Below are 24,452 nucleotides of genomic sequence, written 5' to 3' on the forward strand. Positions count from 1 at the left end.
GCGACGTCGATATGCGCGTGCGCGACACGCGCGTGTTGTCCGCGATCTGCCCTCCGCTTTCGCGCGATGCCGGACGGAACGCGCGTCGTGCGTGAAAACGCCGGATCGAAGAGAAGGGGGGAATCCGGCGTGACGGATCGCGCGACGGTGCGCGGACAGCCGAATCGCGATCCGATCGCGGCTGCCGCGCACGCCGCGAATCAACTGCCTGTCTGGAACCCGAGCGCCGCCGCCTTCGCGCGCAACTCCGAGAAACGTTCGGCCGTCGGATTGGCCGCCATTTTCGACGGATCCACGCCGGACACCGAGCTCGACGGCGAAGGCGCGGTCGCCCCCGCGCACGCGCCGGCGAACGGCCCTTGCGCGACCGTGAATGCCGGCGCGTCCGTGCGCGGCGCGCCGGCGAGATCGAGCGCGTACGCGAGATTGAAGGTCGCCGGCGCGCTGCTGCGCACGCCGAGCGGCTTCAACCCGAAACGCCATTGCAGCAGCGCGTGAATCGAACTCGGGTCGAACGGATAGCGCGTCACCGTGCCCGCGCGAACACGCGGGCCGAGCAGCGCGAGCGGCACGCGACAGCCGAGCTTGCCGTCGTTGCCGAGTGCCAGCTCGTTGTTGCTGATCGGCCGCGTCGGCGGCACCACGTGCTCGAGAAAGCCGCCCCATTCGTCGTACACGACGATCATCAGCGTGCGGCTCCAGTTGGGGCTCGTGCGCAGCGCGTCGTACACCTGGTTCAGAAACGCCTGTCCGTTGCGGATGTCCGCATGCGGATGGTCGTCGGCGGACGTGCCTTCCTGCTCGCCGGCGAACGCAGGGTCGACCATGCAGAACGCCGGCAGCGTTCCCGCCGCCGCATCCGATAGGAAAGAGGCGAACGGGTGCGAGATGCCGAGATAGCGCGTACCGTACAGCGCTGTGAACGGTATGTCGTGATAGTAGTAGTTGCAACCGACGTGGGCGTCGCTCAGGTTGTCCCAGATCGTGCGCAGCGACGAGTTGTCGACGGTGTCGGTGAGGCGGTCCGTGGCGCCGCTGTGCAGGTAGATGCGATTCGGAAACGTATTGGCCAGGATGCCGCTGAAGTAGAAGTCGCCGACGGTGTAGCTGCTCGCCACCGCGCTGAAGAACGGCAGGTCCGCCTGCGTGTAATAGCCGATGGGCAGCAGGTCGCCCTGCGTGAGGCTCGTGCCCGGCGTAAGCAGCCAGCCGTTCATCTCGCCCGACGCCAGTTGCGTGCGGCCGCCCTGGTACGTGTGGTTCGGGTCGTGGTACGCGCACGCCTGATAGCCGTATGCGGGATTCGCCGACAGCGAGAACGGCGCGTAGGACGCGCCGAATGCATCCTTGAACTGCTGGTTGGCGGGCATGCCCTCGGCGCCCGGGACCCAGCTCATGTAGTGATCGAACGAACGATTCTCCATCGTGACCAGCACGATATGGTCGATGCCGGAACTGCCGGGGTCGGGCAACGTCGGCCGCGGCAGGTTGTAGCGGTTGCCGCCGTTCGGCGACGGCGTGTCGCCGATCGACGGTGCGGCCGCATTGCCGTCGGGGCTCGAGATGTCGCCATCGCCGCCTCCGCCGCAACTTGGCAGCGCAACGCTGCCGGCCACCGCGGCAACACCGGCGAGAAAACGGCGCCGATCGTAGCGCCGATACGCATTCGTCTCGTCCATGACTGCGTCTCCTTCATTATTGGATGCGGCGCTGGCCAGCCCATCACGCATCGCAGCCGCGGAGCGACGCGTACTCGCGGTCGCAAGGAATGCGAGCGGCCCGAACGCGCAAACCCCGTGCCCGCCGGCATCCATCGGTGCGCGTTCGTCACTGCGCCGCAGTGCGGGGAGCGCGTTCGCAGGGCCGTTGCACCGGCAGTACGGCGTTCGCGTGACGACCGCGGCGCTTGCGTTCGGTGCAGCGCATCATTCATTGACATGTCGATGACGATGCAACGTCATACGTTTGTTCGACGCCATTGCGCGCCGCGTCGAGCAAAAAGGAAGCGATGCATGAGTGGCCGATGCAAAGGGGCGTCGCACGCGCGCGCGACGCCCCCTTGCACACGCGGCCGGCTGCCGCCGGCCATGCGCGTCAGTTGTAGATGTCGAATGAGAAGTATTTCTTCGCGATGCGCCGATACGTGCCGTCCTGGATCAGGCTCGCGAGCGCCTGGTTGATCTGCTTGCGCAGCGCGTCGTCATCCTTGCGCACGCCGATCGCGGAGCCGACGCCGAGCGTCTTCGGATCGTGCAGCGGCGGCCCCGCGAATTCGAAGTTCGCGCCCTTCGCGGTCTTCAGGAAGCCGAGATCGGCCTGCACCGACGATTGCAGCGACGCGTCGAGACGGCCGGCGATCAGGTCCTGGTAGACGAGGTCCTGCGTCTGGTACGTGCGCACGGTCACGCCCTTCGGTTCCCAGTACGTGCGTGCATACGTCTCCTGCGTCGACCCCTGCTCGACGCCGACGCTCTTGCCGGCCAGCGATTCGGCCGTCGGCTGCAGGTTCGTGCCGCGCCGCGCGACGAGGCGCGGCGGCACGTTGTTGATCTTGTCGGTGAACGCGATCTGCGCGAGGCGTTTCTCGGTCACGCTCATCGACGACAGCACGCCGTCGAACTTGCGTGCCTTCAGTGCGGGGATCATCCCGTCGAACGCGTTCTCGACCCACACGCAGCGCACCTTCATCCGTTCGCAGATCGCATTGCCGAGGTCGATGTCGAAGCCGACGAGCTGGCCGTCCGGCGCGAGCGATTCGAACGGCGCATAGCTGGGATCGACGCCGAGGCGCAGGACTGCCGGGTCTTTCGCGGCGGCGGCGCCGGCCGTCAGCGCGAGCGCGACGGCGATGACGAGCTTTTTCATGAATGTCTCCATACCGATTGATGTTGTCTGACGTGAAGCGACAGGCGGCCGGTGGGCGTGACGGCCCGCGCCCGGCCATGCGCGGGCGGCCGGACGCGCGCCGCAAGATGACGGCGGCCGTCCGGATCGGGGAATCCGGTGATTCGGCGTCAGTGCGCGGCGCCGGCGACGCGCGCCATGCTGCGCCGGTAGCCGCCGGGCGAGAACGCGGCGTTCAGCGCAGCCATCGCCGCGATCACGCCGACATGCAGCCACCACGCGATCGCGAAGCCGCCGCCCGCGTCGCGCAGCCAGCCGATCAGCCAGGGGCTCGACGCGACGGTCAGGAAGCCGACGCCTTGCACGAATGCGGCGAGCGCGCCAGCGAGCCGCGCATCGGGCAGATGGTCGAGCGTGACGATCAGGCTCATCGAGAAGAAACCGCCGAGCCCCAGGCCGACGCCTGCGACCCACAGCCACGGCGCGAGCGCGGGCAGCGCCGCGAAGCCGGCGAAGCCGGCCGCCTGCAATGCGAGCGTGAGCCACAGCACCGGGCGGCGATCGGACGATCGTTTCGCGAGCAACGGCATCGCGAGTGCGCCGCCTGCCTGGAACAGCGCCATCCACGCGAGCAGGTTGCCGCTCGCCTGCGCGCTCATGCCGACGCTGCGGTAGAACGCGGGCAGCCACGCAACGAGGCTCGCGTAGCCGCTGTTGCTGAGCCCGAAGAACAGCGCGAGCTGCCATGCGCGCGGAATGCGCACGAACGCGGTGACGCGTGCCGATACCGTCGCGGCATGCACCGCCTCGCGCGGTGCCTTTGCGCGCCACAGCGCGAGCGTGACGAGCGCGGGCACGGCCCACACGGCGAGCGACAGATGCCAGCCGCCGTGCGCGGCGAGCCACGGGCTCGCGACCGCGCCGAATGCGCCGCCGCCGACCAGCGCGGCCGAATAGAGGCCCATCGCGAGCGGCAGCCGGTCGACGAACCAGCGCTTCGCGAGGCCCGGCGCGAGCGACTGGATGACCGCGACGCCCGCGCCCGCGACGATCGCCGTGACGACGAGGCCCGTGCTGCTGCCGGTCCACAGGCGTGCGGTGCAGCCCGCCGCGATCAGTGCGAGCGCGGCGAGCAGCGCGCGCTGTTCGCCGACACGTCGCGCGAGCCTGACACCGATGCCGGCGACGACGCCCATCAGCACGAACGGCAGCGTGGTCAGCAGCGCGGCCGCGCGAAAACCGAGGCCGGTATCGGCGCGCACGACGTCGAGCACGGGACCGAACGCGGTCAGGAACGGACGCAGGTTCAGACCGGCCAGCACCAGCAGCGCGAGCGCGCCATGGGACACGGAAACCGCGTGCGTGCGGGGAACGGCTTGCGCGGTGCCGGGGTCGGTCATCGGAATGCTCCAGGGGGAAGGCCATTGGCCCTGTGATGCGATGCCGAAAGGGTAAAGGCGCGCCAGTCCGGATGAAAATTAAATATTCGACTGGGAATCAGTGCGGAACGTGATGGCGTCGCGCGACGACACGGGGCTGGGCCGGCATGGCCGGCGCGGCGCCGGCGCAGGTCGGCGTCGCGGATCGGGGCGGCGGCGCCGGCGAGCGGCTAGGCCGCCGGCGCGTGCGGCTTGCGCACGGCTTCCCGCGCGGCGACGAGCGTCCGGATCCGTGCACGGTCGGCCGGCGTCGCGGGCGTGAACACCACGAGAACCAGGTCGGGCCGGCCGATCACCGCGAACGCCGAGTATTCGAGCGCGATCCGGCCGGCCTGCGCATGACGGATCTCCTTGGTCCCTTCGTGCTGCGAACGGATGTCGTGGTCGCGCCACATCGCGTCGAATTCGGCACTGGTCGCGCGCATCTCGTCGACGAATGCCTGCACGGCCTGCGTCGCGCCGGAGCGGGCGACGTCGGCGCGAAACGCACCGACCGCGAACCGCGCGACGCGTTCCCAGTTCGGCTGCGCGTAACGCACCGCGGCGTCGACGAAGATCAGCCGCAGGATATTGCGCGCGGCCGGCGGCAGCGTCGCGTAGTCGGTCAGCGTCGCGGCGGCCGCATCGTTCCATGCGACGACGTCCCACGTGACCGTGCGCACGATCGCGGGGCTGGCGTCGAGCGAATCGAGCACGTGCTGCAGGCCCGGCGTCACGCCGCTGCTCGCCTGATACCGCACTTCGGGCGGATGGCCGAGGCCGATCAGGAACAGATGCTCGCGTTCGGCGTCGTTCAGCAGCAGCGCGCGGGCGAGCCGGTCGAGCACGTCGGCCGACGGGGCGCCGCCGCGCCCCTGTTCGAGCCACGTGTACCACGCGGCGCTCACGTTCGCGCGCTGCGCGACCTCCTCGCGCCGCAGGCCCGGCGTGCGGCGGCGCGCCACGGGCAGCCCCAGCGCGGCCGGGTCGAGTTTCTCGCGGCGGTCCCGAAGGTACGCGCCGAGCAGGTTGTCGGATGCGTCTGCCATAGCCTGTTGGTTCGTTTACCGGTAAACCGTCACGTCTTCACTGCATGCGACGGACGACAGATAGTAAGCCTCCATTTCATCGGGAGGTATCGAACATGCGTGTATTCGTTACTGGGGCGTCGGGTTTCGTCGGTTCCGCCGTGGTGGCCGAGCTCGTGGCCGCCGGGCATTCGGTGCTCGGCCTCGCGCGTTCCGACGCGGCCGCCGCGGCAGTCGCGGCCGCGGGCGCCGACGTCCATCGCGGGTCGCTGGAGGATCTGCACAGCCTCGCGCGCGGCGCCGAGGCCGCCGACGCGGTGATCCATACGGGATTCAACCACGACTTCTCGCGCTTCGCGGAAAACTGCGAACTCGACCGCCGCGCAATCGACGCGATCGGCGCGGTGCTCGCGGGGTCCGCACGGCCGCTGCTCGTCACGTCCGGGCTCGCGCTCGTCGCGCCCGGCCGCGCGGCGACCGAGGACGATCCGCACGTGCCGGTGTCGCCGGGCTATCCGCGTGCGTCCGAAGCGGCCGCCGCCGCGCTCGAAGCGCGCGGCGTGAACGCGTCCGTCGTGCGGCTGCCGCCGTCGGTGCACGGCGACGGCGATCATGCGTTCGTGCCGCGGCTGATTGCGTTCGCGCGCGAGAAGGGCGTATCGGCCCATGTCGGCGACGGCGGCAATCGCTGGCCGGCCGTGCATCGGCTCGACGCGGCACGCGTGTACCGGCTCGCGGTCGAACGTGGCGTCGCGGGCGAGCGCTATCACGCCGTCGACGATACCGGCGTGCCGTTTCGCGAGATCGCGGCCGTGATCGGCCGCCGGCTGAACGTGCCGGTGGTGGCGAAATCCGCCGGGCAGGCCGATGAACACTTCGGCTGGTTCGCGCGGTTCGCGGCAATGGATGCGCCAGCAACCAGCGAGCGCACGCGCGCATTGCTCGGCTGGGCGCCGACGCAGCCGGGACTGCTGGCCGACATCGACCGGCCGCGCTACTTCGAAGTCTGACGCACGCGTGCGACGGGCGTGCCGCGGTTGCCGGCCGGCACGTTCGTCGCCGCCCCGCTCAGACCGTGACGACGATCTTCCCGACCTGCGCGCCGGCTTCCATGTAACGATGCGCGTCGGCGATATCGTCGAACGCGAACGTGCGGTCGATCGTCGGCTTCAGCGCGCCGGCGGCGAGCCCGTCGGCGATGAAGCGCTTCGCGCGTTCGAGTCGTTCCGCATCGCCGGTGATCTCGAACAGCTCGTAGCCGCGCAGCGTCAGGTGGCGCGCGAGCAGGTCCATCACCGGCACCGGGATGTCGCGCGTGTCGAGCGCGCCGTACTGGAAGAACGTGCCGTTCGTGCGCAGCGCGCGCAGCAGGTTCGCCGCATCGGGGCCGCCGACCGGGTCGAACGCGATGCGCGCGCCGGTGCCGCCCGTCAGCTCCGCGACCTGCTGCGGCAAATCGGCCGGACTGCCGGCGATCACGTGCGCGGCGCCCGCATCGAGCAGCGCCTGGCGCTTCGCATCGCTGCGCGTCAGCGCGATCGGCACCGCGCCGACGCGGTTCGCGACCTGGATCGCGGCGAGCCCGACGCTGCTCGACGCGGCGCCGATCAGCACCGCGTCGCCGCGCGCGAGCCCGCCGAGTTCGAGCAGCGCGCCCCATGCGGTGACGAACATCATCCACGTCGCCGCGGCTTCCTCGAACGACAGGTTCTGCGGATGCCGGACGAGCGCATGCGCGGGCACGTTGACCACGTCGCCATACATGCCGTAGTCGGCGAACGAGAACGCGGGCACGACGCTCACCGCGTCGCCTGCGGAGAACGCCGTGACGTCCGGCCCGACCGCAGCGACGACACCCGCTGCTTCGTAGCCGAGCGACGCCGGAAAGCGCGGCTGGAACGTGTATTCGCCGCTGCGGTACATGACTTCCGCGCGATTGATGCCGATCGCCTTCACGTGCAACTGCACTTCGCCGGGGCCGGGCGCGGGCACGTCGACGGTGTCGATCTGCAGCACGTCGGGGCCGCCGGTACGATGGAAACGAACGATTCGGGACATGGAGCACTCCTTCGATGAACGGGTCGATGAAGGAGCACTGTAGGCGGCGGCCCGTGCCGGATAAACGCGCGCCGCGATCACTGATTGTTATTCGCCGAATAACAATCGCAGCACCGGCGCGCGCTTGCATGCGCTACGCCGGATAACGACGCGCGAACACTTCCGTGAGCCAGTCGATGAACACGCGCACCTTGTCCGGCAGATGCGCGCGGTTCGGATACATCGCCGACACGGGTTTCGGTTCGGCGCGAATGCCGGGCAGCAGCTCGATCAGATGACCCGAATCGATATGCGGCTGCAGCGCGGGGCGCAGCGCGTGCACGATGCCGAGCCCGGCCAGCCCGCACGACAGCAGTGCTTCGGAGTTGTTCGTGAGGAGGCTGCTCGGCAGCTTCACGTCGACGCGTTCGCCGTCCGGGCAGAACGTCCATTCGAGTATCTTGCGGTTCGCGCCCGTGAAGAAATTGACCGCGCGATGCGTGCGCAGGTCGTCGAGCGTGCGCGGCAACCCGTGGCGGACGATATACGCAGGCGATGCGCACGTGACCATCGGCACCGCGCCGACCGTGCGCGCGACCATGCTCGAATCCTTCAGCGTGCCGACCCGCACGACGCAGTCGATCCCTTCGCCGATCAGGTCGGCCGGCTGGTCGCTCGCGCCGAGCACGAGTTCGATCTGCGGATAGCGCTGCTGGAATTCCGGCAGCGCGGGAATGATGACCGTCTTCGCGAGCGCGATGGCGATATCGAGCCGCAACCGGCCCTTCGGTACGGTGCGTTGCTTCGGGAACGACGCGAACGCGTCGTCGATGCTGCCGAGCAACTGCACGCAGCGCGCATAGAACACCTCGCCTTCGGCCGTCATGCTGACACGGCGCGTGCTGCGGTTCAGCAGCCGGATGCCGAGTTCCTGTTCGAGCTGCTGCACGGCTTTCGTGACGGCCGGCCGATGCAGCTGCAGCGCGTCGGCGGCCTGCGTGAAGTTGCCGCGTTCGACGATCTGTACGTAGATCTGCATCGTTTGCAGACGGTCCATGGCATTTGCGGGTGTCGTGACGAACGGCGATCTTCGCACACGGTTCGAAGCCGGTGCGCGACGGGCGGCGGCGCATGCCTGTGCCGAGCGGGCAGGGCGGGTGCCCGCCCGTCGTCGGTCATTGAACCGGATGCAGATCCTGCAGCAGCGTCGGCAGCAGTTCCGACACGGTCGGATGGATGTGCATCGCGCGGCTGATCGTCGTGTACGGCGCGCCGGCGGTCATCACGTCGAGCAGCCCGTGCACGACCTCGTCGCCCGTCACGCCGAGGATCGACGCGCCGAGAATCGCGTGGCTGTCCGCGTCGACGATCACCTTCATGAACCCCTGGCTCTCGCCTTTCTCGACCGCGCGGCCGACGCGCGTCATCGGGCGCGTGCCGACCAGCAGCCGGCGGCCCGTCTTCTTGGCTTCGGCGAGCGTCATGCCGACGCGGCCGAGCGGCGGATCGATGTACATCGCATAGGCGGGGATACGGTCGGACACCTTGCGCGGATCGTCGTCGAGCAGGTTGGCCGCGACGATCTCGTAGTCGTTGTACGCGGTGTGCGTGAATGCGCCGCGGCCGTTGCAGTCGCCGAGCGCCCAGATGCCCGGCACGTTGGTGCGCAGCTGGTCGTCGACCGTGATGTAACCATGCGAGTCGGTCGCGACGCCGGCCAGCTCGAGGCCGAGATCGTCGGTGTTCGGCACGCGGCCGACCGCGAGCAGCAGGTGCGAGCCCGCGACTTCGCGGCCGCCGCCGGTGCCGTCGAGGCCGACCGCGATGCCGTCGCCGTCGCGCCGCGCGTTCAGGCAGTTCGCGTCGAGCTGCACGTCGATGCCTTCGTTCGCGAGAATCTCGCGCACGGCATCCGACACGTCCTCGTCCTCGCGGTGGATCAGCCGCGCGCCTTTCTCGATGATCGTGACCTTCGACCCGAAGCGGCGGTACATCTGGCCGAATTCGAGCCCCACGTAGCTGCCGCCGATGATCACGAGATGTTCGGGCAGGAAGTCGACGTCCATCATCGTCGAGTTGGTCAGGTACGACACCGAGTCGAGGCCCGGCATCTTCGGGATCTGCGCGCGTCCGCCGACATTGATGAAGATGCGCTCGCCCTCGAGCAGTTCGTCGCCGACGCGCACCGCATTCGGGCGCTCGAATCGGGCATGACCCTGAAACACCGTCGTGTGATCGAGGCCGCGCACCCACTGCTCGACACCGTGGTTCGAGCGGCCGGAGACGCGGTCCTTGCGTGCCTTCACCGCTTTCATGTCGACGCTGACGGGGCCGACCGATACGCCGTATTCTTCGGCGCGCCGCGCGATCTGCGCCGCATAGGCGCTCGCGATCAGCGTCTTGGTCGGGATGCAGCCGGTGTTCACGCAGGTGCCGCCGAAGCGGCCGCGCTCGATGATCGCGACTTTCATGCCGGCGCCCGCGAGCCGCGCGGCAAGCGGCGGGCCGGCTTGTCCGGTGCCGATGACGATCGCGTCGAAGTGTTGCGTCATGACGTCCTCCTGCGCTGGTTCAACGTGGGAACGGGCACGCGCAAGCTGCATGCCGCAGCGGCGCGCGCCGGAACGGCGACGAGCGACTATGGTAGACCCGTTGGCCGGTGCACGCGAGCGAAGGCGGCGCGGCTACGGACGCAGCGCAGGATCTATTCCGTGCGCTTCCATGCGCTGAACGAAACCGGCTTGCGCGGATCCGCACGCACCGTGCTGACGGAATCCGGCTTGCCGGCGAGCGGGAACGATTCGGTATGGATGTCGCTGGAGAACAGCCACGCGCGCGTGCGCGGCTCGTAGCGGAACGTCACGTAGTCGCTCCAGTGCTGGCCGCACGCGACGTCGTTCTGCACCGTGAAGTAACGCCCCTTCACGGCGATTCCGCCATCGGCCGCGTTTTCCGGATCGAACGGGTCGCATTGCAGCGCGTCGTTCGCGCGCATCACGACGGCATCGTTGCGCGCGGCGAGCCGGTAGCTGCGGTCGTCCTGTTCCTCGTAGATGAGCAGCGGGCGCGGCGACGGCTGTTCGCGCGTGTCGGTCGCGCGATGCACGACGACGAGCACGGTGTGCCGCCCGTTGTCGAGCGCCGGCCCCTGCCGCGCGACGAACGGCTGGTAGCCGGCCGGCAATTGCGCGGCGATCGACGGCGGCAACGATGGCAATGCCGGGGAGGCGGCCTGCACATGGCAGCACCAGGCGGCGAGCAGCGGCAGCACTCGCGCTGGGCTAGCCGCCGCGGCCCGTGCGCGCATCGCGGCCATCACAGATCCCGCCCGAGAAACGCGGTGCCGGGCACCGGATTGAACGCGACGGGCGGCGCCGGCGTGAAGCCGAGCGAACCATACAGTTGCCTTGCGGCGACGAATTCGGGCAGCACGTCGAGACACATCCGCGCATAGCCGGCCGCCTTCGCGTCGCGCAACAGCCGCTCGACGAGCTGGCGGCCCACGTCCAGCCCGCGCGCTTCGGGACGCACGTACACGCGCTTCATCTCGCACGTGGTGGCATCGATTTCGCGGAACGCCGCGCAGCCGACCGCGCGCTCGCCGCGCGATGCGAGCAGCAATTGCCCGCGCGGCGCCGCGTATTTGCCCGGCAGCGCGGCAAGTTCGGGCTCGTAGTCCTGGAACGCGAGGCTGACGCTCGGGCTCGCGATGTACTCGCGGAAGATCGCTTCGACGGCGGCGGCATCGTCCGGATAGCGGGCGGCGCGGATTTCGATCATGGCTGTTGGCGATCGCAGAAAAGGGCGGGAACGGCAGCCAGCATAGCAGCGCGCGGACGCTTTCGGCGGCCCGCGAAGCGTGCCAGAATCAACGGCTCATCGTCGGAACGCGACGCCACGCGGCACGATCGCGTCGCGATCCGGCACACGCAGGCGCCGGCGCTTCGGCGTCGCTGATCCAAGGAGACTTCGATGACTGCATCGGCTGCCGTACTGGCTATCCTGGCCGCGCTGTGGCTCGGCGCGATGATTCCGGGCCCGAGTTTCGTGCTGGTCGCCCGCAATTCGATCGGATTGTCGCGCCGCGACGGGCTCGCCACCGCACTCGGGATGGGCGTCGGCGGAATCGCGTTCGGCGGCGTCGCGCTGGCCGGGCTCTACACGCTGCTGCAGGCGGTCGAATGGCTGTACGTCGGGCTCAAGCTGGCGGGCGGCGCGTACCTGATCTACATGGCATCGAAGATCTGGCGCGGTGCCGACCGGCCGATCGCGATGGACGATGCGCGGGCCGTCGCCGGCGGCAGCGCGCGCAAGTCGTTCTGGACGGGCCTCACGACCCAGCTGAGCAACCCGAAGACGGCGATCTGGTACGGCAGCATCTTCGCCGCGCTGTTGCCGCAGCATCCGCCGCTGTGGTGCTATCTCGTGCTGCCGCCGCTCGTGTTCGGCGTCGAGTTCGGCTGGTACACGATCGTCGCGCTGTGCTTCTCGACGCGCCGGCCGCGCGAACTCTACCTGCGCGCGAAGAAGTGGGTCGACCGCGTCGCGGCCGGCGCGATCACGCTGCTCGGGCTGCGGCTGATCCTGAACGCGCCGAAAGCGGGGATCTGACGAAAGGCGGTGCCGCTCGAACGCGGCACCGTCGCATTCCTGACGCGCATGCCGCAACGGCCGGCCATTCCGGCCGGCAGTGGCCCATTCAACGGGTCCAGCCGGTCCGTGCGATCCAGCCGTTCCGCGAAATCGCAGAACGGCTCGATCCGGCCGACCGGCAATCCGCCGCGAGTCGACGGCCCCGAGTCGCCTGCTCAGTCATCCGCCGCGAGTCGCCGGCCGCGAGTCGCCTGCCCAGTCATCCGCCGCGAGTCGCCGGCGCGAGTCGCCTGCCCAGTCATCCGCCGCGAGTCGCCGGCCGCGAGTCGCCTGCTCAGTCATCCGCCGCGAGTCGCCGGCTCCGAGTCACCCGCCCCGAGTCATCCGCCGCGAGTCGCCCGCCGCGAGTCGCCGGCCCCCAGTCGCCGGCCCGGTCACGCGCCCCGCGTCGCCCGGCCCCGCGTCGCCGCGACCGCCGCGTCCTGACCTCACTCTCTCCGCCGTCCCGCGCAGCCTCCCGTCAGCCCGCCGGGAACCGCTCGAGCAGCGCCGCGAACCGCGCGTCGTCCGGAAATGCGGTCACTTCATACCGCACCGGATGGTGCGCGGTGGCCGTCATCAGGTCGCCGCATGCGCGCCGCAGCTCCGCCATCGGCACGTGGGCCGACTGCCGCGTCGCTTCCCGGTAGAGCACGACGATGTCCGCGTCGGGCAGCAGCGTCGGCACGCCGTCGCTCCACACGCCGACGCTGAACAGCTCGCCGTTCTGCCGCCGGTACACGGTGTAGCTCGCAACGAAGATGTCGATGCCGTTGCGCTTGTTCAGATCGTCCAGCAGCGTCCGCTGATCCTGGTAGTCGCCGGCGAGTTCGTCCACGCGCAGCGCGTGCAGCTTCGCTTCGAGCCCCGCCGGCACGAAATTGCGCCACGCGGCACCGTCCCAGCGCAGCATCAGCGCCGGCAGCGGGCGCGGCTGCGCGCGCGCCTGTTCGGCAAGTTCGACCATCGTCGCGAGCCCGGCCGTGTTGCGGTCGCCGGTCAGCAGCAGCACCGCGCGGTTCGGCGCCATCACGACCGGCGCACCGGAAATGGGCTGGCGGTGCAGCAGGTCGGTCAGCAGCAGCCGCGCCGCGTCGTAATAGTCGCCGAACTGCGACACGAACACGCCGTCGCGCAACGCGGCCCACGGCGCGGACGACACGCCGCGCAGGTTGTCGATCGCGATGTCGCATGCGTCGTCGAAGCTGACGCCCCATTCGGCGAGCCGTGCGTCCGTCAGCCGCGCGACGCTGAATTCGCCGTCGTATGCGATGCCGATCTCCAGGTTCTCGCACAGCGGCCGGAACGCGACTTCCGACGCGGCCGGCTGGCCGGCGAGCTGCAGCGCGACCACGCCGCGCTCGGTCGCGCTGCGGATCACCGGCCGCAGCCGCGCGCGGACGTCGGCGAAGTCCGACGGAATCTCGTGCTGCATCATCGCGTTCGCCTGGCGCTTGAGCGTCGCTTCGCGCTCGGCCGGTGTCGCGCCCGCATAGTCGCGGAACAGGTTGTGCAGGTTGATGATGTTCGACGGCGCGTCGGCCTGCACGAGACGGCCCTTGTCGTCGTCGTGAAGCCACTCTCGCGTGTCGCCGGTCGCACGCAATGCGGCGATCAGGCGTTCGGCGAAGTCCTGCCGGGTCGGCGGTTTGCTGAAGCGCTCGCGCAGGCGCGCGACGAAGTCTGAGAGCATCGTGTGCGTTCGGGCAGGCCCGTCTCTTGTTGGTCTTTCGTTGTCATGGGCGGCGGCACCCGTCTGGCGGGACGCTGCCTGCTACCCGCGGATATCGGCCGGATATCCGCGACGCGTCCGGCGACCCGCACGCCGGCTGCCGGGCGGCGCGGGCCCGCATCGGGGCGCGATCGCGCAGCGGGTGTCGCGATGGTACCGCAGGTCCGTGGCGGAATCGCGGTTAATCGAGCGCGGCCGGCGGCTGCGCAGCGGCGCCCGGCGCGGCGGTTCCGGACGGCCGCCGGCGCGTCGTCGGGCGTTCGGGGCGGCGCCGGCCGCCGCGCCGGTCTCGGCGACGCGGGCCGCAAGCCTTGTGCGGCGGGCGTTCGCGCCGGATGCGCGGCGTGCGGTGCCGGATCGCTTCCGAGATTCTGGCGGCCGACCGCCCGGCGACGTGTAAACTGCTGCCTTTTTTGACGGTTTGCAGCATGGTGCAAGCATCCCCGCGCCCGGCGCTGAGCGGCCCGACGCTCGTCCGGCTGCTCGCGCGCCTGACCGATGCCGACGTCGCCGAATCCCGGCAGACGCTGTCGGACCGCCTGAGCCAGTGGCTCGGCTGGACCGACGCGATCACGCTGTCGTCCGCGCTGACGGCGAGCCCGCCCGGCGTCGCGGCCGGCGTGCGCGGCTACGACGCCGAGCGCGACTGCGCGCGCGTGCGCCACGACCTCGCACAGGCGATCACGGCCGCGCACCGGCCGCGCACGCGGCGGCGTCCCGGTGAGTTGCCGCCGCCGGCCGCCGAGACGGCCGATTTCGCGGATTTTCGCCAGAGCTGTCTGTCCCTGCAGCAGGAGATGGAGACCGCGATCGGCCAGTTGCGCGGCCGTCTGCGGGTCGCGCTCGCCGCGCGTTCGTCCGGGATGGCGCGGCTCGCGACGCTCGACGCGATCATGGAGCGCGTGCTTGGCGCGCGCGAACGCAGCCTGCTGTCCGCGGTGCCCGCGCTGCTCGGCACGCGCTTCGAGCGGTTGCGCGACGCGGAGCGGCAGGCGCTCGCCGATGCGCAAGCGGCGGCCGGCGCCGATGGCGACGGCGATGGTGGCGCACCGCCTGCCGCGGCGATCGTGCCCGGCACGTGGCTCGACACGTTCCGCGACGAGATGCAAAGCATCCTGCTCGCCGAACTCGAAGTCCGGTTTCAAACGGTAGACGGGCTGCTCGCGGCCCTTCGTACCTGCTAATCAATACGCTATGTCCAGAATTCGTCTCGATCTCGTTGTGTTCATCGCCGGTCTGCTCGCAGTGGGCTGGATCGGCGTCGGTTATATCGCGTCGAACCCGCTCGCGACGGCCGTCACGCTGCTGATCGCCGCGTGCTACGTCGCCGGCGCGTGGGAGCTGCTGCGCTACCGGCAGGCGACCGCCACGCTGTCGCGCGCGGTGGCCGGCCTGACCGAATCGCCGGCGAAGCTCGACACGTGGCTCGATACGCTGCACCCGGGCCTGCGCGGCGCCGTGCGTGCGCGCATCGAGGGCGCGCGCGTCGCGCTGCCGGGCCCGTCGCTGACGCCGTACCTCGTCGGCCTGCTCGTGCTGCTCGGGATGCTCGGCACGCTGCTCGGGATGGTCGTGACGCTGAAGGGCACCGGCGCCGCGCTCGAAAGCGCGACCGACCTCGACGCGATCCGCGCATCGCTGATTGCACCGGTGAAGGGGCTCGGCTTCGCGTTCGGCACGTCGATCGCGGGCGTCGCGACGTCCGCGATGCTCGGCCTGCTGTCCGCACTGGTGCGGCGCGAACGGATCGACGCGGGCCAGCAGCTCGACGCGAAGATCGCGACGACGCTGCGCGTGCATTCGTCCGCCCATCAGCGCGACGAATCGTTCCGGCTGCTGCAGCGCCAGGCCGACGTGATGCCGGCGCTGGTCGACCGGCTGCAGACGATGATGACGACGCTCGAGGCGCGCAGCGTCGCGCTGCACGATCGCCAGATCGAAAGCCAGCAGGCGTTCTTCGACCGTACCGAGCGTGCGTATGCGGCGCTCGCGTCGAACGTCGGCGACGCGCTGAAGGAAAGCGCCGCCGAAAGCGCGCGCGTGGCCGGTGCCGCGCTGCAGCCCGTTGTCGCGGCGACGATGACCGGGCTCGCGCAGGAAATGGCTGCGCTGCGCGACACCGTGACGGGCGCCGTGCAGCGTCAGCTCGACGGGCTGACCGACGGCTTCGAGAAGACCGCCGGGAACGTGACGGCCGTCTGGAACCGTGCGCTCGACGCGCAGCGCCACGCAAGTGACGCCGCCGCGCAGCAGCTGCAGACGACGCTCGGCCAGTTCACCGACACCTTCGCGCAGCGTTCGGCGGACCTGCTCGACGGCGTCGCGACGCGCCTCGAAGCGACCGAAAGCCGCCTGTCGGACGCGTGGCGCGACGCGCTCGCGCGCCAGGAGCAAGTCGGCGAGACACTGGCCGGCCAGCATGCGAAGGCGCTGGGCGAGGCCGCCGCGACGTTCGAGCGGCATTCCGGTGCGGCGCTTGTCGCGATGCGCGACTCGCACGACGCGCTGCAGACGCAACTGGCCGCGCGCGACGACGAACGCCTGGCGGCGTGGCACGCGTCGCTGGCGACGATGGCTGCGCGGCTCGGCGAAGAATGGCAGCGCGCGGGTGCGCACAACGCGGACCGTCAGCAGGCGATCTGCGATGCACTCGCACAGACGACGCGCGAGCTGACCGCGCAAGCGTCCACGTTCGAACAGCGCTCGACGGACCTGCTGTCGACGATCCGCGATTCGCACACGGGGCTGCAAGCGCAACTGGCCGCGCGCGACGAAGAACGTCTGTCCGCATGGAACGACTCGCTCGCCGCGATGGCCGCGAAGCTCGGCGACGAATGGCAGCGTGCAGGTATCCACAGCGCCGGCCGTCAGCAGGAGATCTGCGATGCACTCGCACAGACGACGCGCGAACTGACCGCGCAAGCGTCCACGTTCGAGCAGCGCTCGAACGAACTGCTGTCGACGATCCGCGATTCGCACACGGGGCTGCAAGCGCAACTGGCCGCGCGCGACGAAGAACGTCTGTCCGCATGGAGCGCTTCGCTTGCCGCGATGGCCGCGAAGCTCGGCGACGAATGGCAGCGTGCAGGTATCCACAGCGCCGGCCGTCAGCAGGAGATCTGCGATGCACTCGCACAGACGACGCGCGAACTGACCGCGCAAGCGTCCACGTTCGAACAGCGCTCGACCGACCTGCTGTCGACGATCCGCGATTCGCACACGGGGCTGCAAACGCAACTGGCCGCGCGCGACGAAGCACGTCTGTCCGCATGGAACGACTCGCTTGCCGCGATGGCCGCCGCGTTGCGCGACGAATGGGCGCACACGAGCGCACAGGCCGCGATGCGCCAGCAGGACATCTGCGACACGCTGGCCCGCACTGCGAACGAGATCACCGCGCAGGCGCAGGTGCACGCCAGCGACACGATCAACGAAATCTCGCGCCTCGTGCAGGCCGCGTCGGAAGCGCCGAAGGCCGCGGCCGACGTCGTCGCCGAACTGCGTCAGCGCCTGTCCGACAGCATGGTGCGCGACACCGCGATGCTCGAGGAGCGCAGCCGCCTGCTCGCGACGCTCGAAACGCTGCTCGGCGCGGTCAACCACGCGTCGACCGAACAGCGCACCGCGATCGACGCGCTCGTCAGCACGTCGGCGGACCTGCTCGATCGCGTCGGCGCGCGCTTCAACGACACCGTCGATGCCGAAACGCGCAAGCTCGATTCGGTCGCCGCGCAGGTCACCGCGGGCGCCGTCGAGGTCGCGAGCCTCGGCGACGCGTTCGGTGCGGCCGTGCAGGTGTTCGGCGAGTCGAACGACAAGCTGCTGAATCACCTGCAGCGCATCGAAGCCGCGCTCGAGAAGTCGCTCGCGCGCAGCGACGAGCAGCTCGAGTATTACGTCGCGCAGGCGCGCGAGGTGATCGACCTCAGCATGATGTCGCAGAAGCAGATCGTCGAAGACCTGCAGCATCTCGCCGGTCGGCGCGTATCGGTCGGAGCGTAACGCATGCACGACGAAATCGACGACGGCGCGCCGGCCGCGCCGGTATGGCCCGCGTTCGCCGACCTGATGTCGGTGCTGCTCGGCGCGTTCGTGCTGATTCTCGTCGGCGTGATCGGCATGCAGTTGCAGCTCACGTCGAAACTCGAGGAAGCCGTACGCGCGCGCCAGCAGGAAGCGCAACAGCGCGAGTCGCTCGAGAAGGCGCTCGCCGGGCCGCTCGCGGCCGGCCGCGTGACGCTCGTGAACGGCCGCATCGGCATCAGCGGCAACGTGCTGTTCGCGCTGAACTCCGACCAGCTGCAGCCTGAAGGCCGCGATCTGCTGAAGACGCTGGCCGGGCCGCTCGCCGCGTACCTGAAGACGCGCGACGAGATCCTGATGATCAGCGGCTTCGCCGACGACCAGCAGGTGCGCGCCGGCAACCGCCTGTTCGCGGACAACTGGGAACTGTCGGCCAAGCGTGCGCTGACGGTCACACGCGCGCTGATCGATGCCGGCGTGCCGGCGCCGTCGGTGTTCGCGGCGGCATTCGGCTCCGAGCAGCCGGTCAGCTCGAATGCCGACGATGAAGGCCGCGCCAGGAACCGCCGCGTGGAGATCGCGCCGGTGCCGCGCAAGACCGCATCGAACGGAGGAAAGGCGAAGTGACCGGCGACGCGACGCACGTGCGCGCGACGCTCGACGCGTGGCGCGGGCAGGGCGCGGACCGGCTCGATCCGGTGCGCTTTCATCGGCTCGACGCGCTCGAGAAACGTGCGGCCGCGCTCGACGGCGACGCGCGCGCGTTGCTCGATGCGCGGCTCGCGACGCTGCTCGACGCTTATGCGGACATCGTTGCGCGAGCCGCTGAAGCGGCACCGGCAAGCGCGAACGCGGCGCCTGCGCGCAGCCGCCTGGGCGAACTCGTCGAGCAGCTCGCACGCGACGCGCAGGCCGACCGGCGCGGGATCGATCCCGGACTGATCGACTACTTCCGCACGATGTGGTCGAAGGTGCGTACCGAACAGCAGTACCGTCAGTCGCTCGACCAGGTGCCGCGCAACGCGGGGCCGCTCAATTCGAACAGCCTCGTGCACCGGTCGCTCGCGACGATGCGCGAGCTGTCGCCTGAGTACCTGCAACAGTTCCTGTCGTATGTCGATGCGTTGGCGTGGCTCGAGGACCTCGCCGGCGGCCCCGCGCAGCCGGAGAAGGAAGCGCCGCGCGCGAAGGCCGCGAAAGCGGCGAAGCCGGCGAAGAAGACCGCGCGCACCAAGGCGCGATAACGCAAGCGTTCGAGCCGCGGCGGCGCTCGTCGTCTAGCGGCCGGTCGCCTGCTCGTCGAGCGCCGCGCGTAATGCATGCAACGCGTCGCTCAACGCCGACGCGAACGGCCGATGCGCGGCGATGCCCGCCGCATCGAGCTGGCTGCCGAGGATCGGCAGCGCGATCGACGCGCGCTCGACGATGCGCGCGGACATCACCGACAGCGTCTCCCGCAGCGCGGCGTCCGCATGCGTCGCGCGCGGCGACGCGTTCAACACCGCGACCGGCTTGTACACGACGGCTTCGCATCCGACTACCCAGTCCAGCGCGTTCTTCATCACGCCCGTCACGCCGTGCGCGTATTCCGGGCTCGCGATCAGCACGCCGTCGGCGGCGTTCAGCCGCTCGATCAGGTCGCGCACCGCAGCCGGCGACGGATATTCGGTATCGGGATTGAACAGCGGAAATTCGCCGAGACGATCGAAGCGCGTGATGCGCATCCCGCGCGGCGCGACGAGCGCGGCCGCATCCAGCAGCGCCGCGTTGTACGACTGCGCGCGAAGGCTGCCGCACAGCGCGACGATGTCGATGCGGCGCGCGGAATCGGTTCGGGGGTCGGTGGGCATCGAGGAGCGTGTGTCGGCAGTGGGCTGGCGCGGCGGCGTCGTGCGAATCCGGCCGATTATCGCATCGGTGCGCGAGTGGCGTGGCGCGCGTGGGCCGCGGTGCGCACGCGTGGCCGGGCGCGTCCATTCTGCAGCCGTGGCTCGTCCCGACATTCTCCTGCATCGACGCCCGTCATCCCGGTCGCGCGTGCCAGCTCGCGCAGTGCCCATCCGTTGCCGAGCAGCAGCCGGCGCGTATGCAGCGCACCGTGCACGTCGTCCGCCACGGTTTCGCCGAGGTAGCGCAGCGCGCGGCCTTCGACGTCGACGAAGCCGTGCCGGTAATCGTTCGCGAGCGCGGTCCACAACCGCGCGGCGCCGACCGATTGCCGCGCGCCGCTGATCAGGCACAGTCCCGCGTCGAGTCCCCATCGATACAGCGCCGTCGCGACGCCTCTGCGTTGCGCGGACCCGCGCAGCCGCGTATGCGGCGCGCGCAGGAAGCGGTCCGCGCGGCGCGGCAGTTCGGGCAGCCGGTTGAAAATCGTGTAGCCGGCGAGCTGCCGCGCCGCCGGATCCTCGATGTAAAGGAAGAATTCGCCGTCCGCTTCGCGGTGGCGGACGAGCAGGCCCGAGTCGCCGAGCGCGACGGCCGGCAGGCCGTGCAGTCGATGACCGGGCTGGTGCAGACGCGCGTAGAGCATGTCGAGTTCATCGTCGATGTCGTGCTGGGAATGCTGTACGTCGATACGCATGGCAACAGGCGCCCGTCCCGGGCGCATCGAGAAAGGGGTTCATCGCAACAGGGGAAGGAAACGGAAGCGGCCCCCGGGCTCGGCGAGCGAGCCGGGGCCGCGAATCAGCTGGGGATGTGCTGGAAACCGGCGGCGATCGCGGCGAGGCCCGCGATGCAGAGTGCGAACAGGATCACGACTTTGTGGATCACGCCTCTCTCCTCAAGAACGCGCGGCGACGCAGGGCGCTGCCGCGGAGACGGTGACGGCGGGCACGGCCCGCGCGGCCGTCGTGCGGAACGACGGTCGAAGGTCCGGGCGACGCGCGCACGGCGGACGGTCAGCACCATACGCGACGGCCAGTGGCCGGGCAACCGCACTGCGGGAGAAAAGCGACGAAACGCGCGGAAACGGGGTGCTTCGCGACAATTCGTCGCAACAGGGTTGCCCGTCGCTGCGTTACCGCGCCTGTCGCGCGCCGAACGCCTGCTTGATCCGCGCGAACACGCCGTGCTGCGCGATCCATTGCGCATACGCGCGATAGTCCGGGTCGCGCATCAAATGGCGTTCTTCGGTCTTCGCGCGCGTGTAGTAAATCAGGTTGACCGCGACGAGCCCGGCGCAGTGCATCAACGCGACCTGCCAGCCAAGCGGCTCGACGAACGGCACCGACACCATCCAGTACGACAGGTTCTTCGTGATGTACGCCGGATGCTTCGTGAAGCGATACGGGCCCGACGTGATGATCCCGCGGTTCGTCAGGTTCGAGAAACGCAACCCGAACGAGATCGTCGACAGCGCGTACGTCATCAGCAGCAGGATGATCGCCGCGCCCCAGATCACGCGCAGCGTCGGCGCGGACAGCAGCCAGTTGTCCCAGAACAGCGAGCCTTCGTAGCGGATGTAGTTGTTCGAGATCAGCGACCAGAACGGCTGGTAGCACATCAGCGCGGCGACCCAGCCGAGCGTCGTCGGCTCGACGGTGCGCACGTGGCTGTCGAGGATGCGGAACGTGCACAGATAGCCGACGGTGCCGAACATCAGGTCCATCGTGAACGACAGGTCGTACAGGAACACGAACGTCGCAAGCGTCATCGGCGCGTGCAGCGCGTTGGCGAGCGACGCGCTCAGGTGATCGGCGTCCTTCGACAGGTAGACGGTCATCAGCGGCAGGAAGAACGCCTTCACGCCCCAGCCGGCGAGCATCTCGCGCACGGGCTGCCAGCTCGCGGGCTTCTCGCGGCGGAACAGGTAGCGGCCCCACAGCAGGTACGCGTCGTCGGTCTCGCGCTGGTGGCGATCCATCCACGCGAAGTAGAACGGCGCGGCGACGATCACGTACGGCGCGAGCGAGCGCAGCAGCGACCAGAACGGCAGGTAGAACGCGCCGTGATATTCGGGAAGCAGCCAGTAGATCGTGCCGATGCCGGCGTAGATCGACGTCAGCGCGCCCAGCCGCGTCGCGACGCGCGCGAGGCCGAGCGGACGCACGGCTTGGCGCGACAGGCCCGCGCTCGGGCGCAGGTAAACCCGCGAGATGAAGATTTCGTGCAGCGCGATCGTGCCGATGATTGCGAGACTGGCGACGACCGCGCGCGTGGCAGCGTCGAGGCCCGGCTGGTCGCGCGTGATCCACAGCGCGAACAGGCCGGCCGCGATGCCGAGCAGGCCGGCGCGGAACGGCGTGGCGGAGCGGGGCGGGCGGTCCTGGACCGCGGCGATGCCGTCGATGGTGGAGTTCATGATCGGATCCTCGTCGGGGTGAGGGCCGGCGCCCCCGCTTCGCGGGTGACGCCGGCCGTCGGCCGGGCTGTGATTTGAAATGTGCCCGGCCATTGGCCTGTGGTTCTGATGCGTGAAGCGTTACTTCTTGGTGGTAGTGCCGCCGAGCAGGCCGCCGAGCAGGTTCGTCACCGGCGCGAGCAGATTGGTCGTGCTGCCGGTGGTGCCGCCCGAACTGCCGGTCAGGCCCGCCGCGACGGTACCGCTGCCGGACGGCGTCGTCGCCGTGCCGGTCGCACTGCCGGGGCTGGCCGTGCCGACCGCGCCGAGCGAACCCGCAGCGGAGGTCAGCGAACCCGTCAGCGTGCCGACCGGGCCGCTCGTCAGCGCGCCGCCGAGGTTGCCGGTCAGGCTGCCGCCCGGCGTCGTGACCGTGCCGGTGAGGCTCGCGCCGAGCGGCGTCAGCGCGTTGACGAGGCCGGTGACCGGTGCGAGCAGGCCTCCGACACCGGAGCCGCTGGTGCCGCTGGTGCCGCTCGTGCCGCTGGTGCCGCCCGTACCGCTCGAACCGAGGCCGCCGAGCGCACCGGTCACGGTGCCGAGCAGGCCGGTGATCGGGGCGAGCGGCCCGCCGCTGGTGCCACTGGTACCGCTCGTGCCGCTCGTGCCGCCGGAACCGCTCGAGCTGCTGCCGCCGAGCCCGCCCGTCAGCGTCCCGAGCAGGCCGGTGATCGGGGCGAGCGGGTTGGTGCCGCTGCTGGAGCTGCCGCTGGACAGCAGGCCGCCGGTCGACGTCACGGTATTGCCGAGCTGCGACACGCTGTTGCCGGCGCTCGTGCCGACCGGGTTGCCGGTCGCGCTGCCGACCTGCGAGCCGGCGAGGCCGAGGCCGCTGCCGAGCGTGCTCAGCAGGCCGCTGAGCGGGGCGCCGAGCATGGTCGCGTTGCCGAGCGTCTGCGTGGCGCCCGGCGTCGTGACGCCGCCGGTCAGCGTGTTCGTGATCGGGTTGATCACGCTGCCGAGCTGCGTTTCGAGCTGCTGCACCGGCGCGCTGTTCAGTGCCGTGTTCAGTGCCGATGCGGTGGAGTTGACCGCGGTGCCGACCGTGTTGACGAGATCGCCGACCAGCGTCGTCGCCGGCGCGAGCGGCGCCAGCGGACCGGTGCCGAGGCTCGTCACGGCATTGCCGAGGTTGTTGACGGCGCCGCCGGCGCCGGTCAGCAGGCCGGTGGTCGACGTGAGCGTCGGGCCGAGCGGGTTCGGCGACACGCCGATCGAGCCGAGGCCGGCCGCGACGCCGTTGCCGAGCGACTGCACGCCGTTGCCGAGGCTCGTGACCGCGTTGCCGATGCTGGTGGCCGTCGCCGTGTTGGTGCCGGGAACCTGCACGCCGCCGATCTGCGAACCGCCGTTCGCGACCGTCGTGCCGAGGTTGGTGACGAGCGAGCCGGTTTGCTGGAGGACGTTGCCGAGGGGGGTGACGTTGGTGCCGGAGGTGCCCGAGGAGGTACCCGACGTGCCGGAGGACGTACCCGAGGAAGTACCCGAGGAAGTACCCGAGGACGTACCCGAGGACGTACCCGAGGAAGTACCCGACGTGCCGGAGGACGTACCCGAGGAGGTACCCGACGTGCCGGAGGACGTACCCGAGGTGCCGGAGGAGGTACCCGACGTGCCAGACGAGGTACCGGAGGTGCCCGACGAGGTACCCGACGTGCCAGAGGAGGTACCGGAGGTGCCCGACGAGGTACCCGAGGTGCCGGACGAAGTACCCGAGGTGCCGGAGGAAGTACCCGACGTGCCGGAGGAAGTGCCCGAGGTGCCGGAGGAAGTACCCGACGTGCCGGAGGAAGTACCCGACGTGCCAGAGGACGTACCGGAGGTGCCGGAGGAAGTACCCGACGTGCCAGAGGAGGTACCGGAGGTGCCCGATGTACCGGAAGTGCCCGAGGTACCGGAAGTGCCCGAGGTACCGGAAGTGCCCGAGGTACCGGAAGTACCCGAGGTACCCGAACTACCGCCACCCGACGTCCCCGACGAGCCGCCGCCGGAAGTCCCCGAAGTCCCCGAAGTCCCCGACGTGCTCGGCTTGATCGACGGCGTCACCGGACCGTCGACCGAGCCGCAGCCGTACAGTGTGACGAGCGACAGGACGGCGAGCGATACCGTCGTTTTCTTGAAGTAATGGTGCATGGTGCCCTCGACATTGGAAGTTATGTCCGGGCCATTACTGCAAATTTCGCGCCATGGCATTTTCCGCGCGGTGCACCTGCGGTTTGTTGCGGGAATCGGGAAGATCGTCGCGATTTAAACGGAGGAATAGGGCTTTCGCGCGACGGACGCGACAGGCGGGCCGGCGGCGGTTGCCGCGATGTTCCCGCAAGGCGCCGTAACGCGCGGCCGGATGTTACGTAGCGTTCGCCCGGCAGACCGGCCCCAGTCCGCCTAGACCC

At 69.9% G+C, this 24,452-nt stretch carries 22 protein-coding genes; 7 read left to right on the forward strand and 15 right to left on the reverse strand.

Annotated features, from left to right (window positions below):
- Positions 1–200: 200 nt before the first annotated feature.
- The 4 genes from Q3A80_RS07410 to Q3A80_RS07425 all read right to left on the reverse strand — a co-directional run bounded on the left by Q3A80_RS07410 (position 201) and on the right by Q3A80_RS07425 (position 5,311).
- Positions 201–1,679 (reverse strand): alkaline phosphatase family protein, encoded by a 1,479-nt coding sequence (locus Q3A80_RS07410; protein WP_446328410.1) that lies wholly within the window; start codon positions 1,677–1,679, stop codon positions 201–203.
- A gap of 415 nt (positions 1,680–2,094) precedes the next feature.
- Positions 2,095–2,865, reverse strand: coding sequence for an ABC transporter substrate-binding protein (locus Q3A80_RS07415; RefSeq protein WP_446328411.1), 771 nt, complete (start codon positions 2,863–2,865; stop codon positions 2,095–2,097).
- A 149-nt stretch (positions 2,866–3,014) separates the two neighbouring features.
- Positions 3,015–4,244, reverse strand: a complete 1,230-nt coding sequence (locus tag Q3A80_RS07420; protein WP_446328412.1) for a cyanate transporter — start codon at positions 4,242–4,244, stop codon at positions 3,015–3,017.
- 209 nt (positions 4,245–4,453) lie between these two features.
- The gene (locus Q3A80_RS07425; protein ID WP_446328413.1) at positions 4,454–5,311 is read right to left on the reverse strand and encodes a helix-turn-helix transcriptional regulator; all 858 of its coding nucleotides are present in this window, start codon (positions 5,309–5,311) and stop codon (positions 4,454–4,456) included.
- Between the two features lie 95 nt (positions 5,312–5,406).
- On the opposite strand from Q3A80_RS07425, the gene Q3A80_RS07430 reads away from it, so the two are divergent.
- The gene (locus Q3A80_RS07430) at positions 5,407–6,300 is read left to right on the forward strand and encodes an SDR family oxidoreductase (protein ID WP_446328414.1); all 894 of its coding nucleotides are present in this window, start codon (positions 5,407–5,409) and stop codon (positions 6,298–6,300) included.
- Between the two features lie 58 nt (positions 6,301–6,358).
- On the opposite strand, the gene Q3A80_RS07435 is transcribed toward Q3A80_RS07430, so the two are convergent.
- From Q3A80_RS07435 to Q3A80_RS07455, 5 genes are all read right to left on the reverse strand, one after another.
- Positions 6,359–7,348 carry a zinc-dependent alcohol dehydrogenase family protein gene (locus tag Q3A80_RS07435; RefSeq protein WP_446328415.1) on the reverse strand — a complete coding sequence of 330 codons (990 nt, stop codon included), beginning with the start codon at positions 7,346–7,348 and terminating at the stop codon, positions 6,359–6,361.
- 133 nt (positions 7,349–7,481) lie between these two features.
- A complete protein-coding gene (locus tag Q3A80_RS07440; RefSeq protein WP_446328416.1) occupies positions 7,482–8,384 on the reverse strand; it encodes a LysR family transcriptional regulator in 903 nt (300 codons plus the stop codon).
- Between the two features lie 118 nt (positions 8,385–8,502).
- Positions 8,503–9,879: an FAD-containing oxidoreductase gene (locus Q3A80_RS07445; protein ID WP_446328417.1), complete on the reverse strand. Its 1,377-nt coding sequence runs from the start codon at positions 9,877–9,879 to the stop codon at positions 8,503–8,505.
- 152 nt (positions 9,880–10,031) lie between these two features.
- On the reverse strand, positions 10,032–10,634 hold the full coding sequence (locus tag Q3A80_RS07450) for a hypothetical protein (protein ID WP_446328447.1): 603 nt from the start codon (positions 10,632–10,634) through the stop codon (positions 10,032–10,034).
- Between the two features lie 8 nt (positions 10,635–10,642).
- Positions 10,643–11,107 (reverse strand): GNAT family N-acetyltransferase, encoded by a 465-nt coding sequence (locus Q3A80_RS07455; protein ID WP_446328418.1) that lies wholly within the window; start codon positions 11,105–11,107, stop codon positions 10,643–10,645.
- Between the two features lie 192 nt (positions 11,108–11,299).
- Here Q3A80_RS07455 and Q3A80_RS07460 point away from each other — a divergent pair, with 192 nt between their 5' ends.
- Positions 11,300–11,938, forward strand: a complete 639-nt coding sequence (locus Q3A80_RS07460) for a LysE family translocator (RefSeq protein ID WP_446328419.1) — start codon at positions 11,300–11,302, stop codon at positions 11,936–11,938.
- Positions 11,939–12,440: 502 nt separating this feature from the next.
- On the opposite strand, the gene Q3A80_RS07465 is transcribed toward Q3A80_RS07460, so the two are convergent.
- Together Q3A80_RS07465 and Q3A80_RS07470 are read right to left on the reverse strand one after the other, a co-directional pair.
- On the reverse strand, positions 12,441–13,652 hold the full coding sequence (locus Q3A80_RS07465) for a hypothetical protein (protein ID WP_446328420.1): 1,212 nt from the start codon (positions 13,650–13,652) through the stop codon (positions 12,441–12,443).
- Between the two features lie 220 nt (positions 13,653–13,872).
- Positions 13,873–14,121: a hypothetical protein gene (locus tag Q3A80_RS07470; RefSeq protein ID WP_446328421.1), complete on the reverse strand. Its 249-nt coding sequence runs from the start codon at positions 14,119–14,121 to the stop codon at positions 13,873–13,875.
- Between Q3A80_RS07470 and Q3A80_RS07475 the strand changes: the two genes are divergently transcribed.
- From Q3A80_RS07475 to Q3A80_RS07490, 4 genes are read left to right on the forward strand one after another with little or no spacing between them, the layout of a single operon-like run.
- Entirely contained in the window at positions 14,120–14,875 is a 756-nt protein-coding gene (locus Q3A80_RS07475; RefSeq protein ID WP_446328422.1) for a DUF3348 domain-containing protein, read from the forward strand. The genes Q3A80_RS07470 and Q3A80_RS07475 overlap by 2 nt on opposite strands.
- Before the next feature lie 10 nt (positions 14,876–14,885).
- A complete protein-coding gene (locus Q3A80_RS07480; protein ID WP_446328423.1) occupies positions 14,886–17,693 on the forward strand; it encodes a DUF802 domain-containing protein in 2,808 nt (935 codons plus the stop codon).
- A gap of 3 nt (positions 17,694–17,696) precedes the next feature.
- The gene (locus tag Q3A80_RS07485) at positions 17,697–18,341 is read left to right on the forward strand and encodes an OmpA family protein (RefSeq protein ID WP_446328424.1); all 645 of its coding nucleotides are present in this window, start codon (positions 17,697–17,699) and stop codon (positions 18,339–18,341) included.
- A complete protein-coding gene (locus Q3A80_RS07490) occupies positions 18,338–18,958 on the forward strand; it encodes a DUF2894 domain-containing protein (protein ID WP_446328425.1) in 621 nt (206 codons plus the stop codon). The genes Q3A80_RS07485 and Q3A80_RS07490 overlap by 4 nt, the downstream gene beginning before the upstream one ends.
- A 33-nt stretch (positions 18,959–18,991) precedes the next feature.
- On the opposite strand, the gene Q3A80_RS07495 is transcribed toward Q3A80_RS07490, so the two are convergent.
- The 4 genes from Q3A80_RS07495 to Q3A80_RS07510 form a co-directional block, all read right to left on the reverse strand.
- The gene (locus tag Q3A80_RS07495; RefSeq protein WP_446328426.1) at positions 18,992–19,564 is read right to left on the reverse strand and encodes an NADPH-dependent FMN reductase; all 573 of its coding nucleotides are present in this window, start codon (positions 19,562–19,564) and stop codon (positions 18,992–18,994) included.
- A gap of 56 nt (positions 19,565–19,620) precedes the next feature.
- On the reverse strand, positions 19,621–20,298 hold the full coding sequence (locus Q3A80_RS07500; protein WP_446328427.1) for a histone acetyltransferase: 678 nt from the start codon (positions 20,296–20,298) through the stop codon (positions 19,621–19,623).
- 438 nt (positions 20,299–20,736) lie between these two features.
- A complete protein-coding gene (locus tag Q3A80_RS07505) occupies positions 20,737–22,020 on the reverse strand; it encodes an isoprenylcysteine carboxylmethyltransferase family protein (RefSeq protein WP_446328428.1) in 1,284 nt (427 codons plus the stop codon).
- A gap of 120 nt (positions 22,021–22,140) precedes the next feature.
- Entirely contained in the window at positions 22,141–23,388 is a 1,248-nt protein-coding gene (locus tag Q3A80_RS07510; protein WP_446328429.1) for a collagen-like triple helix repeat-containing protein, read from the reverse strand.
- On the opposite strand from Q3A80_RS07510, the gene Q3A80_RS07515 reads away from it, so the two are divergent.
- On the forward strand, positions 23,333–24,184 hold the full coding sequence (locus Q3A80_RS07515) for a highly repetitive protein (protein WP_446328430.1): 852 nt from the start codon (positions 23,333–23,335) through the stop codon (positions 24,182–24,184). The genes Q3A80_RS07510 and Q3A80_RS07515 overlap by 56 nt on opposite strands.
- The last annotated feature ends 268 nt before the right edge of the window (positions 24,185–24,452 follow it).

The organism is Burkholderia sp. SR8, assembly GCF_052851275.1.